Raw genomic sequence first — 13,164 nt, forward strand, 5'->3', positions numbered from 1 at the left:
ATAAAGTTACCCCCAGCGTAAAGCTGGGGCTGATGTGACAAGTACTATTTATAAATAACAGTAAACGGCAGAACTGCACTAACAATACCTGGTCTTACATTCCCTTCATCTCCTTTTGCATATTCAACAGAGAAATTAAAACTAAACTCACCTTTATCTAATACTTTTGGTTGTACAGAGACACCGTTAGATAATACATTTAATTCCCCTTGAGTAACTTTCAAATAAACATTTGATTCTGTCCCTGTTGGCTCTGTTCCTACTTGATTTTTCAGTAATCCATTTTCAAGAGTATTTTCTGCCGCATCAAATCTTATAGAAACAGATTTACTAGCAAAGTTATTTTCATCAAAGAATGGAGAGCAACCATTTAAATCTATTGAAAAGTCTGTTTTTTTAGAATCTGTCTCTAATTCATTAGCCCAAACAGTAGGTAAAGTAACTTTTTTATAGGCATCTTTAATTATACAAGTTGGGTTTACAATTTCACCTCTAAAAGAATATTGCCCTTTAGCCCCTTCAATTACAACACCGTTACCAATAGGATCTTCTGCAACAATTTCTGTTTCATTAGCAAGGGTAGAACCAGTAAATAAAGAAGCAATGCTTAAAGCAACTAATAATTTTTTCATAGAATTAATCCTCTAAAAAGAATAAATGTGACAGGTAGGATAGTAGCCATCATTAAATAAATAACGGCTAAGTATGAAAATTATACCATAGAATATAATTTACACAATATTACATAACAAAAATAAAATTGACAAACTAAAATAATTGTAATCCAAAATATTTATTAATAAAGCCTTACAATAAAGTGAAATTAGATTAAAATTTATCATATTATTTTTTATCTTTAATATAAGGAAATATATGTCTAGAAAACTCAACTTTGTGATGATTTCTCCACATTTTCCTGCGAACTTTGAAACTTTTGCAGTGAGATTAAGAGAGAATGGGTTTAATACCTTAGGAATTGCCGATACGCCCTATGAGCAGTTAAGCGAAGGGTTACGCAATTCATTAACGGAGTATTATCGTGTTGATAATATGGAAGATTATGAGCAAGTCTATCGTGCGGTAGGTTATTTTGCTCATAAATATGGGCGAATCGATCGTATTGAATCTCATAACGAGCATTGGCTAGAGCTTGATGCTAAATTACGCACCGATTTCAATGTCTTCGGTTATAAAACGGAAGATATGTTAGCGATCAAAACTAAATCTCAAATGAAAGAAGTCTTCCGTAAAGCAGGTTTAAAAGTCGCTCAGGGGCGTGTTTTTAAAGGTGATGAAGATGCTCTTAAGTTAGTTAAGCAACTTAACTATCCTGTCATCATTAAACCAAACTCAGGTGTTGGTGCAAGTGATACCTATAAAGTAAAGAATAGTCAAGATTTAGATGATTTCTTCAACAATAAAAATCCGAACGTAGAATATATTATGGAAGAATTTATTGAAGGCGACATTGTTACCTTTGATGGTTTAACCGATCACGAAGGAAATATTGTTTTCTATTCTGGGCTTGAGTACTCTGAAGTAGTGATTGATATTGTTTCTGAAGATCGTGATATTTATTTTTACGTTCCTCGTGAAATTCCGCAAGATCTGATTACTTTAGGTAAAAAATGTGTGGAAGCATTTAAAGTAAGAGAACGTTTCTTCCACTTTGAGTTTTTCCGCGTTAAAGGATCAAACGAATTGATGCCACTTGAAATTAACTGCCGCCCACCAGGTGGATTAACGATAGATATGTGGAACTACGCCAATGATTTCGATGTATTTAGAGAATACTCAAATATTGTTAAAGAGAATAAGTTCTATACTGACATTAAGCACCCTTGGAATGTGGTTTATATTGCTCGTAAAGCGAATAAAAATTACGTGAATTCTATTCAAGATATTTGTGAGAAATATGCTGGAAACATTATTAGCGTTCAAAGTGTACCAGGGATTTTTGCTAAAATTATGGGCGAACAAGGTATTCTCGCCAGAACCGCAAGTATTGAAGAAATGCACGAAATTGCTCACTTTGCACAACAAAAACAATAAGGTAATCAATAATGCACTTTGAAAAAAGAAGCCACTGGAGTGGTGAACTCGGTAGAGAAATGCACTTTAATGTTTATGGACACGCAGGTAAGCCCATCATTGTTTTTCCATCATCGGGCGGAAATCAAAATGAATACGGTAATTTTGGAATGATTGATGCTTGTCGTTCATTTATAGATAGAGGGTTAGTTAAATTTTATACGCCTGATTCATTTGATAGTGAATCTTGGTTAGCGGAATGGAAATCAGGGCAAGATATGGCTCAAGCTCATAATGCTTATGATCGCTATATTATCAATGAATTAGTACCACTTATTCGTTATGAATCCAACTGGAGCGGTGCGATGATCGCAACAGGTTGCAGTATGGGAGGCTTTCATACTATTAACTTTGCACTACGCCACCCTGATTTATTTGATGTCGCTATTGCACTTAGTGGCGTCTATGATGCTCGTTTCTTTACTCACGAATTTAATGGTAATCCAACTGTTTATTTCAATTCTCCTATTGATTATCTTTGGAACCAACAGGATAACTGGTTTTTAGATCGTTATCGTCAAAATCACTATATTGTTGCCGTAGGGCAAGGTGCTTGGGAAGAGCAACATATTGAAGATACCAAACGCTTAGAATACGCCTTTAAAGCAAAAGGTATTGACGGTTGGTTTGACTTTTGGGGAAAAGATGTTGATCACGATTGGCCTTGGTGGCGAATTCAAATGCCTTATTTCTTAGGTAAGTTGGAAGAGCAAGGAATTATTTAACTTAATATATCATATAACCGGTCATTTTATAAAATATTGCAAATTTTCAAGGAAAAATGACCGCTTATTTTTAATTATCCACTAATGAAAACCGCAGAAAATCCACGAAATGATCTGCCCAGTGCATTTCGTGGTGGATTTCATTTGCCATTATGCGTAAGCGAATATGATCAAGTGGCTGTCCTGTACGCAATAGAGCTTGATAATAATGCAAGGTACAATCAATATAGGCTTGGTTCATATTTGAAATAAAATGGGAATCCACTTCATCGCCTTCATTTGTCCCGACTTGAATAAAGACTTTGCTCGATTTTGCTAATGGATGATGATGAATAAATTGCAGAAAAGCAGCTTCACTAAACCACGAAGCTAAAGAAAATACCCCAAGATGTCCGAAAATATGTGGATATGCTGCTCCCATATAAGCGGTAATAATACCACCCATTGAGCTACCTGCAAGTAAGGTTTGTTCACACTCAGGCTTGGTTCGGTAATGATGATCAATAAATGGCTTTACCGTTTCGACAACCCATTTAGCATAATCCATTCCTTTTCCACCTGCATTAGCAACAAAGCCTTTTCCTACATCCGTTTTCCAAGGCCCATATTCATCAAGACGATCAACACCAGCATTATCAATTCCAACAATAATTAACTTCGGTAATTCGTGCGTATTTTTGATTGTTGGAATAATTTTCCAAGAATGTCCAGAGTAAGATTCTTTGCTATAAAACACATTTTGCCCATCGTGCATATATAACACAGGGTAGCGTTGCCACTGCTCGTGGTGATAATCTTTAGGTAATAAAACTCGAATGCGTCTATTATGTTGATAATAAGGCACATAAAGAAAATGCTCTTGCATTTCAAGGTAATGATGTTGCATAACTACTTAACCGTTGTAATTTACTTCTTTAATACAATTAAATGACGCTCTCCAACAAGCTCTGGTACTTGTAATGGGATAACCTCTAACAATTCAATCGGACGTGTAATTTGCTCAATTTCTTCGCTTTGATAAATCCCTTTTAACGCATAAAAACGTCCATTTTGATTAGGTAAATGGTAGCACCAATCCACCATATCATTTAATGATGCAAAAGCTCGACTAAGTACGCCATCAAACTGTTTTTCTTGAAATTCTTCTACTCGGCTAAGTACAGGCTCAACATTAGTTAATTTCAACTCACGAATCGCATTTTTTATGAAAGTGATCCGTTTCCCTAAACTATCTAACAGCACAAATTGTTTATCTGGATTAGCTATCGCAAGGGGAATACCTGGCAACCCCGGCCCTGTTCCAACATCAATAAAATGCGATCCTTGTAGATGTTTACTCACCACAAGGCTATCTAAAATATGCTTAATTAGCATCTCATTCGGATCACGCACCGATGTTAAATTGTAGGCTTTATTCCACTTGTCTAATAATTTAATAAAATCAATCAGTTGCTGTTTCTGTTGAGAAGTTAATTGAATATCCGCTTGGGCTAACAAGCGGTCTAATTTCGCTAACATTTTGCAAATCCTTACTCGCCACGTTTCAGCATACCTTGTTTTTTCAAGGCAACCAATAAAATGGAAATTGCGGCTGGTGTGATGCCTGAAATTCGGCTCGCTTGCCCAATGGATACAGGGCGATGTTGGGTTAATTTTGCACGCACTTCATTTGATAAACTTTCCACTTTGTCATAATCAAATTCCGCAGGAATAAGTGTATTTTCGTGGCGTTTATGGCGTTCAATTTCTTGATATTGATGCTCAATATACCCCTGATATTTAATCGCAATTTCGACCTGCTCTGCAGCCTGTTTATCTTCAATAGCAGGAGCAAAAGGCTCAATTTGCGTTAATTTTTCATAGGTAACTTCAGGGCGGCGTAATAGATCTTCACCGCTGGCTTCTCGTGCTAATGGACTACTGAGTAAACTATTCACTTCATCAAGGTTTGCAGTCTGTAAATGAACCCAAATCTGTTTTAAACGCTCACGCTCTTTCTCAATATTATCCATTTTCTGATTAAAACGAGCCCAACGAGCTTCATCAATTAGCCCCATTTGGTAAGCAATTGGCGTTAGACGAATATCGGCATTATCTTCACGCAATAATAAGCGGTATTCCGCACGAGAAGTAAATACTCGATAAGGCTCTTTTGTTCCTAAAGTACAGAGATCATCAACTAAAACCCCCGTATATGCCTGATCACGCGTAGGGAACCAAGGTTCTTTACCCTGCACTTGTAATCCTGCGTTAATCCCTGCTAATAAACCTTGAGCCCCAGCTTCTTCATAACCTGTTGTACCGTTTATTTGTCCAGCAAAGAATAAACCATCAATAGCTTTGGTTTCTAAAGTTGGTTTTAAATCTCTCGGATCAAAGTAATCGTATTCAATTGCATAGCCTGGTTTTAAAATACGCGTTTTTTCTAAGCCTTTCATCGAATTTACAATACCCATTTGTACATCAAAAGGTAAGCTCGTTGAAATACCATTAGGATAAACTTCAATTGTGGTTAAGCCTTCAGGTTCTAAATAAATCTGGTGGCTATTACGATCACTAAAACGCATCACTTTATCTTCAATCGATGGGCAGTAGCGTGGGCCTATACCTTCAATGATCCCAGTGTACATCGGGCTGCGATCTAAACTATTACGGATCAAATCGTGAGTTTGTTCATTTGTATGCGTAATATAGCAAGGAATTTGGCGTGGGTGCTGTTCCACCGATCCCATAAACGAGAATACCGGCAAGACGTCATCGCCGTGCTGTTGAGCTAATACTGAAAAATCAATTGTTCTTGCATCTAAACGAGGTGGTGTCCCTGTTTTTAAACGATCCACACGCAAATTTAAATCACGCAAACGATCAGCCAACATAGTAGCGGCAGGATCACCTGCTCGACCACCTGCATAATTATCTAAACCAATATGGATCTTACCTGCTAAGAAAGTGCCAGCCGTTAAAATAACAGCTTTAGCTTTAAAGGTTAGCCCCATTTTCGTTACCGCACCCACTGCACGATTATTTTCCACTAAAATATCCACCACTTCTTGTTGGAAAATATCTAAATTCGCTTGGTTTTCTAATGCTGTACGCACTGCTTGGCGATAAAGAACTCTATCTGCTTGAGCTCGAGTAGCTCGAACAGCTGGGCCTTTACTGCTATTGAGAGTTCTAAATTGAATACCTGCGTGGTCTGTGGCTGTTGCCATTAAACCACCCATAGCATCAATTTCTTTCACTAAATGCCCTTTACCAATTCCCCCAATAGCAGGATTACAAGACATTTGCCCTAGCGTATCGACATTATGGGTTAATAATAACGTTTTTAGCCCCATTCGAGCAGGGGCAAGAGCTGCTTCTGTACCAGCGTGCCCCCCACCAACGACAATCACATCATATAGTTCACGATAAATCATATAAACCTTTTACATTATACTAAAATCAAAACGATCTATTGTACCTGAAAAAAGAAGATCCTAGAAAAGCTATTTTGAAGATCAAAACGAATTTGGTGATCCTATATAAATAAGATCTTTATATAGAGATCTTTATTATTGTTTTTATTAGGGCGATAGTGAAATATGGATAAGTAGATAAAATTCAGTAGAAACAATAAGTTAAAATAGATCTAAAATTGTATAAAAGGATCAGAACACAAGGATCTTTGTTGTGAATAAGATCACGATTTATCCACAGATCATTTTTACACTGAAATTATCCTAGAATAGATCTCAAGTTAATGACAGTTTTATTATAAGTTATCCACAGGGGAATGGTGGTGTATCTCAGCGAAAAGTTGCAAAAGCTAAGGGTTATCTTACCGCTTTTCTTGCTTCAATTGCTTAAGGTTATTTATAATGTAGCAAAGATTGACAATATTTTAAGGAGAACTTAATGTTTAACGCCAAACGCCAAACGCCAAACGCCAAACGCCAAACGCCAAACTAGTCTAATTTTCCCCTCTTTTATTCATCTGCTTGGCATATTCCTATTTTTAGGAGCTGCCTGATGCAAGTGAAATCCAAACAGCGAGTTGCTGACTTCGGTGAAGTTTATACCAATGAACGAGAAGTTAATGCAATGCTTGATCTTGTTAAAGATCAAGTTATAGATCCAGACAAAACCTTTCTTGAACCAGCTTGCGGTACAGGTAATTTTCTCGTTGCTATTTTGACGAGAAAGCTTAATGCGGTAGCTAAAAAGTATAGAAAAATCCAACTAGACTATGAACGTAATGCAATTTTATCAGTGAGTAGTTTATATGGCATAGAACTTTTGCCTGACAACGTTCAAGAATGCCGTAAGCGTTTGTTTGATACTTTCTCAGCTCTTTATCAAAGTCAATATCCAAAAAGCTACAAAACGAAATGTTTAAATTCAGTGAATTACTTACTAGAAAAGAACATTCTATGTGGTGATGCTCTTTCATTAAAAACAGATAAAGGCGATAGCATTATTTTTACAGAATGGAGTTTGATCTGTAATGAATTTAAACGCCGAGATTATATCTATCAAGATTTAGTTTACAACCTTAGTGATCTCCCTCTTTTCTCTGATGAAGGCGAACCAGCTTTTATTCCACAAGCGATCAAAGATGATTATCCACTTGTACATTTTTTGGAGCTAAATAATGAATAATTTATCCAATATTAACTATAACCCTGACGTTTTAAGCTGTTTAGCCAATTTATCAAATGATGAAGTGTTTACACCGCCAGTTATTGTTAATCAAATGCTAGATCGTTTACCTGCAGAATTGTGGCAAAACAAAGAGGCTAAGTTTTTAGATCCTGTATGTAAATCAGGCGTTTTTTTAAGAGAAATTGCTAAGCGGTTAATTAAAGGACTTGAATTGCAAATTCCTGATTTACAAGAGCGATTAAACCATATTTATAGCCAGCAACTTTATGGTATTGCGATTACAGAGCTGACAGCCTTACTTTCACGCCGTAGTGTGTATTGTAATAAAAGGGCTAACGGCGAATATTCCATTTGTACTATTTTTAAAAATGAAGAAGGCAATATTTTTAAACCGAAAACAGAGCATAGTTGGGCAGATAGAAAATGTAGCGAATGTGGAGCAAGCCAAGAAGTTTATGATCGTATTACCCTTGAAAATCACGCCTATGCGTTTATTCACCAAAATGGCCGAGAAAAATTGGGATTAGAGAAGATGAAATTTGATGTAATTATTGGCAATCCGCCGTATCAATTAAGTGACGGAGGTGCACAAGCAAGTGCGGCTCCGATTTATCACAAGTTTATTCAACAAGCCAAAAAGTTAAACCCTAATTACCTTATTATGATTACGCCATCTCGTTGGTTTGCCGGTGGAAAAGGGTTAGATGATTTCCGTGATGAGATGTTAAATGATAAACATATTAAAGAAATTCATGATTTTCCTAATGCGGCAGATTGTTTTCCTGGAGTAGAAATAAAGGGAGGCGTAAACTACTTTATTTGGGATAGGAGCTATAACGGCGATTGTTTAATTTCTACTTATGACAATAATAATTTATTTTCTCAAATGCAAAGACCCTTAAAAGAAAATGGATTGGATATTTTTATCCGTTATAACGAGAGTATTTCTATTTTAAGGAAAGTATTGGCTTTTAATGAAAAAAGTTTTAGTGAGTTTGTTAGTTCTAGAAAACCATTTGGTTTGGCTACAAATATTAAAGGAAACTCAAATCCCTATAGTAAATCAGGGAATATAAGACTATATCAAAATAAAGGAATCGGATATTTTTTAAGAGAAAATATATTAGTTAATAAAAGTTGGCTTGATAAAGATAAAGTAATTATGCCTTATGCTGTAGGATCTGGAGATAGTAAGACAGACTATGTAAAACCTATTTATGCAGGAGTAGGTTCAGCTTGTACAGAAACGTATCTAGTAGTTGGTCCATTTAAAAATAAAGTAACTTGTGAAAATGTAATGAGCTATATCAATACTAGATTTTTTCATTTTATGCTTACTTTAAGAAAGAATACTCAACATACGACTAAATTAACATATCAGTTTGTTCCTATCCAAGATTTTTCTGAATCTTGGTCTGATAAAAAACTTTACGAAAAATATCAATTAACCCAAGAAGAAATTGAATATATAGAAATGATGGTATTACCTAATAAAGATTTAAATGATAGTTAAAATTAAAGTGATAGATAGAGATAAGATACTAGCGTCCGTAAAATAATTTGTAAATTTCTATGAAAAATTAACCGCTTGTATGAATGTTTTAAACGGACACTAGTATGGTGTTCCTACAAATAATTTGATATTAGATAATAAAAGAGTTTCCAATGAATACACAATTAACCAACAGTGAAAAAATCCAATTTTCAGAATTAAACCCACCCCGTATTTATGTTTATTCCGATAGCCATTTTAAAGACTGTTTAAAAATAGGCTATACCACCCGACAGAAAGTAGAAGAGCGAGTTCGTGAGCAATATCCAATTAAAACGCCAGAACAAACGTGGAAAATAGAATTAGATGAATTTGCTATTCGAGATAATGGCAGTTTATTTAAAGATTTTGATCTACATAAGGTATTGAAGAAGAATGGTGTCCGTCAGGTAAATGGAGAATGGTTTGAATGTAGTTTAGATGATGTGAGAGCAGCATTATTAGAAGTAAAAAGTGGCAAAGCTAATCGACAAAAACGCACTCTCTCTTTTGGTATGCGCCCTGAACAAGTTGATGCAGTCAATAAAACTCGTCAATACTTTGAAAGTTTTAAGCGAGAAAAAGCAAATAAAGGTAAATCTCCCCGTTTTTTGTGGAATGCCAAAATGCGATTTGGTAAAACCTTTGCAACGTATCAATTAGCTAAAGCAATGGGGTGGCAAAAAATTCTGATTTTAACGTTTAAGCCCGCAGTACAAGATGCCTGGCAAGAAGATTTGAGTAATCATATTGATTTTGAGCATTGGCAATTTGTTGCAAAAAATGGTCTTGCTTATGACGATGTTGATCCTAATTTACCTTTAGTTTGTTTTGGTTCTTTTCAAGATTATTTGGGCAGAACTAAATCAGGGGCGATCAAACCTAAAAATGAATGGGTTCACGAAAAAAATTGGGATTGTGTTGTTTTTGATGAATATCATTATGGGGCTTGGCGAGAAAATGCTAAAGATTTGTTTGATGGTGAAGAAGATAAAAAAGAACTGAATTTTGCTGAAAGCGATGATTTGAAAGACTTTGATGAAGATCTACTACCTATTACTACCGATCATTATCTCTATCTTTCGGGTACGCCATTTAGAGCAATTTCATCAGGGGAATTTATTGAGGAACAGATTTTTAACTGGACTTATTCTGATGAGCAAAAAGCGAAGGAGGAATGGCAAGAAAAGCAGGGGAAAAACCCTTATTTATCTTTGCCTAAAATGGTAATGATGACTTATCAATTACCAGATTCCTTGCGTGATGTGGCACGAAAAGGGGAATTCAATGAATTTGACTTAAACCATTTTTTTGAAGCAAAAGGAAGTGGTGAAGATGCCCGTTTCTTATATCAAAATGAAGTGCAAAAATGGTTAGATTTTATTCAAAATAAATTGCCTGAATTGACAGTGGATACGCTAAAAATGGGGCAAAAGAAACCTAAAATGCCATTTTCTGATGTTGATTTATTAGGTAATTTATTGCATACCTTTTGGTTTTTACCTAACGTTGCAAGTTGTTATGCAATGCGGAATTTATTGGCTCAAAAACAAAATCAGTTTTTTCATCAATATGAGATAGTTGTTGCAGCGGGAACACAAGCTGGAATTGGGCTAGCGGCTTTACCTCCAGTGCAAGATGCAATGACAAAGAACCCGCTTGCAACAAAAACAATTACGCTATCTTGTGGAAAATTAACTACAGGGGTCTCTGTTCCTTCTTGGACAGGAATTTTGATGTTGCGTAATTCATCAAGCCCTGAAACTTATTTTCAGGCAGCATTCCGTGTACAAACCCCTTGGGTGTTAAGAGGTTATGATGATAATGATCCAAATAATGAAGAAATATTAAAAGAACAATGCTATGTTTTTGATTTTTCTCCTGATAGGGCATTACGTCAAATTGCGGAATATAGTTGTCGTTTAGATACTATTAATACTAATCCTGAGCAGAAAGTGGCTGAATTTATTCATTTTTTACCCGTTCTTGCTTATGATGGTAGTTCAATGAAGCAAATTGATGCTGAAGGTGTACTAGATATTGCAATGAGTGGTACTACTGCAACGCTATTAGCTCGCCGTTGGGAGAGTGCATTACTCGTTAATGTAGATAATAATACTTTAGTCCGTATAAAAGAAAATGAACAAGCAATGAAAGCATTAGCTAACATTGAAGGATTTCGTTCTTTAAATCAAGATATCGAAACTATTATCAATAAATCAGACGCAGTTAAGAAAGCTAAAAAAGAGAAAGGAGATGATCTTACTGGTAAAGAGAAAACAGAAATTTCAGATGCAGAGAAAGAGTATAAATCTTTGCGTAAACAAATTCAGGAAAAGTTAATCAAATTTGCCACTCGAATTCCAGTATTTATGTATTTAACCGATTATCGAGAGCATTGTTTAAGAGATGTAATTACCCAACTTGAACCAAGATTGTTTCAAAAGGTAACGGGCTTAACCCAAAAAGATTTTGAATTGTTAGTGAGTTTAGGGGTATTTAATGAAGCACTAATGAATGATGCTGTATTTAAATTTAAACGCTATGAAAATGCAAGCTTAGAATATACTGGTATTGTTCGTTATTCTGATTTAATCGGTTTATATAATACAGTTATTACTCAGCAAGATGCACAGAAAATAATGAGGTTGTAAAAAATATATAAAATCTGACCGCTATTTGAATGTTTTTTCTTGGTTTTGTTCTGTTTTTCATCAAATGGTCAGTTTTTCCGATTTTTTTGCAATTTTTCTGAAAAAAACACTTGCGTTGTTTTCGGATTTCCCTATAATGTGCACCACACAACGACGCACTGTTGTGAACGAATTAAGTTATGCGGTGCGTCGTTCTTTTTTGCTCTTTAACAATATATCAGACAATCTGTGTGGGCACTTGTTGATGATTGATTTTGAAAATATTATTTAATTTTGAAGTCTTGATAAGTGCTTAACTAGAAATTCATTTTTCTCTTTAATTGACTTTAAGTTGATTATGGAGTGCGATTTTAGAGTCAGTATTTATTGAGCGATTAAACTTTTTAAATTGAAGAGTTTGATCATGGCTCAGATTGAACGCTGGCGGCAGGCTTAACACATGCAAGTCGAACGGTAGCAGGAAGAAGCTTGCTTCTTTGCTGACGAGTGGCGGACGGGTGAGTAATGCTTGGGAATCTGGCTTATGGAGGGGGATAACTACGGGAAACTGTAGCTAATACCGCGTAAAATCTTCGGATTAAAGGGTGGGACCGTTTGGCCACCTGCCATAAGATGAGCCCAAGTGGGATTAGGTAGTTGGTGGGGTAAAGGCCTACCAAGCCGACGATCTCTAGCTGGTCTGAGAGGATGACCAGCCACACTGGAACTGAGACACGGTCCAGACTCCTACGGGAGGCAGCAGTGGGGAATATTGCACAATGGGGGGAACCCTGATGCAGCCATGCCGCGTGAATGAAGAAGGCCTTCGGGTTGTAAAGTTCTTTCGGTGATGAGGAAGGCAATTAGTTTAATAGACTAGTTGATTGACGTTAGTCACAGAAGAAGCACCGGCTAACTCCGTGCCAGCAGCCGCGGTAATACGGAGGGTGCGAGCGTTAATCGGAATGACTGGGCGTAAAGGGCACGCAGGCGGTAACTTAAGTGAGATGTGAAAGCCCCGGGCTTAACCTGGGAATTGCATTTCATACTGGGTTGCTAGAGTATTTTAGGGAGGGGTAGAATTCCACGTGTAGCGGTGAAATGCGTAGAGATGTGGAGGAATACCGAAGGCGAAGGCAGCCCCTTGGGAATATACTGACGCTCATGTGCGAAAGCGTGGGGAGCAAACAGGATTAGATACCCTGGTAGTCCACGCTGTAAACGATGTCGATTTGGGGATTGGGTTTTATACTTGGTGCCCGAAGCTAACGTGATAAATCGACCGCCTGGGGAGTACGGCCGCAAGGTTAAAACTCAAATGAATTGACGGGGGCCCGCACAAGCGGTGGAGCATGTGGTTTAATTCGATGCAACGCGAAGAACCTTACCTACTCTTGACATCCAGAGAACCTTATAGAGATATGAGGGTGCCTTCGGGAACTCTGAGACAGGTGCTGCATGGCTGTCGTCAGCTCGTGTTGTGAAATGTTGGGTTAAGTCCCGCAACGAGCGCAACCCTTATCCTTTGTTGCCAGCGATT

Annotated in this window: 9 protein-coding genes and 1 rRNA gene; 6 read left to right on the forward strand and 4 right to left on the reverse strand. The window is 36.7% G+C overall.

What is annotated here, in order from left to right; genetic code table 11:
- Positions 1-44 precede the first annotated feature (44 nt).
- Entirely contained in the window at positions 45-632 is a 588-nt protein-coding gene (locus ACWIW0_RS09370; RefSeq protein ID WP_454453095.1) for a fimbrial protein, read from the reverse strand.
- Positions 633-873: 241 nt separating this feature from the next.
- Between ACWIW0_RS09370 and ACWIW0_RS09375 the strand changes: the two genes are divergently transcribed.
- Both ACWIW0_RS09375 and ACWIW0_RS09380 read left to right on the forward strand, forming a co-directional pair.
- Positions 874-2,052 (forward strand): ATP-grasp domain-containing protein, encoded by a 1,179-nt coding sequence (locus ACWIW0_RS09375; protein WP_454453096.1) that lies wholly within the window; start codon positions 874-876, stop codon positions 2,050-2,052.
- A gap of 11 nt (positions 2,053-2,063) precedes the next feature.
- Positions 2,064-2,816 carry an esterase family protein gene (locus ACWIW0_RS09380; RefSeq protein WP_454447301.1) on the forward strand — a complete coding sequence of 251 codons (753 nt, stop codon included), beginning with the start codon at positions 2,064-2,066 and terminating at the stop codon, positions 2,814-2,816.
- A gap of 70 nt (positions 2,817-2,886) precedes the next feature.
- Here the strand turns inward: ACWIW0_RS09380 and ACWIW0_RS09385 are convergent, their stop codons facing one another.
- Genes ACWIW0_RS09385 through mnmG form a run of 3 tightly spaced genes read right to left on the reverse strand, consistent with a single transcriptional unit; the run spans position 2,887 to position 6,235 of the window.
- Positions 2,887-3,702, reverse strand: coding sequence for an alpha/beta hydrolase (locus tag ACWIW0_RS09385; protein ID WP_454453097.1), 816 nt, complete (start codon positions 3,700-3,702; stop codon positions 2,887-2,889).
- A gap of 20 nt (positions 3,703-3,722) precedes the next feature.
- Entirely contained in the window at positions 3,723-4,334 is a 612-nt protein-coding gene (gene rsmG, locus ACWIW0_RS09390; protein ID WP_454453098.1) for a 16S rRNA (guanine(527)-N(7))-methyltransferase RsmG, read from the reverse strand.
- Between the two features lie 11 nt (positions 4,335-4,345).
- Positions 4,346-6,235 (reverse strand): tRNA uridine-5-carboxymethylaminomethyl(34) synthesis enzyme MnmG, encoded by a 1,890-nt coding sequence (mnmG, locus tag ACWIW0_RS09395; RefSeq protein WP_454446093.1) that lies wholly within the window; start codon positions 6,233-6,235, stop codon positions 4,346-4,348.
- Positions 6,236-6,827: 592 nt separating this feature from the next.
- Between mnmG and ACWIW0_RS09400 the strand changes: the two genes are divergently transcribed.
- The 4 genes from ACWIW0_RS09400 to ACWIW0_RS09415 all read left to right on the forward strand — a co-directional run.
- Entirely contained in the window at positions 6,828-7,457 is a 630-nt protein-coding gene (locus ACWIW0_RS09400) for an SAM-dependent DNA methyltransferase (RefSeq protein WP_454453099.1), read from the forward strand.
- Positions 7,450-8,973 (forward strand): Eco57I restriction-modification methylase domain-containing protein, encoded by a 1,524-nt coding sequence (locus tag ACWIW0_RS09405; protein WP_454453100.1) that lies wholly within the window; start codon positions 7,450-7,452, stop codon positions 8,971-8,973. Before ACWIW0_RS09400 ends, ACWIW0_RS09405 begins: the two co-directional genes overlap by 8 nt.
- Before the next feature lie 152 nt (positions 8,974-9,125).
- Complete coding sequence (locus ACWIW0_RS09410; RefSeq protein ID WP_454453101.1) at positions 9,126-11,645, forward strand: GIY-YIG nuclease family protein; 2,520 nt, start codon at positions 9,126-9,128, stop codon at positions 11,643-11,645.
- Positions 11,646-12,030: 385 nt separating this feature from the next.
- Positions 12,031-13,164, forward strand: a 16S ribosomal RNA gene (locus ACWIW0_RS09415); the annotation flags it as partial.

This window comes from Ursidibacter sp. B-7004-1 (assembly GCF_053654055.1).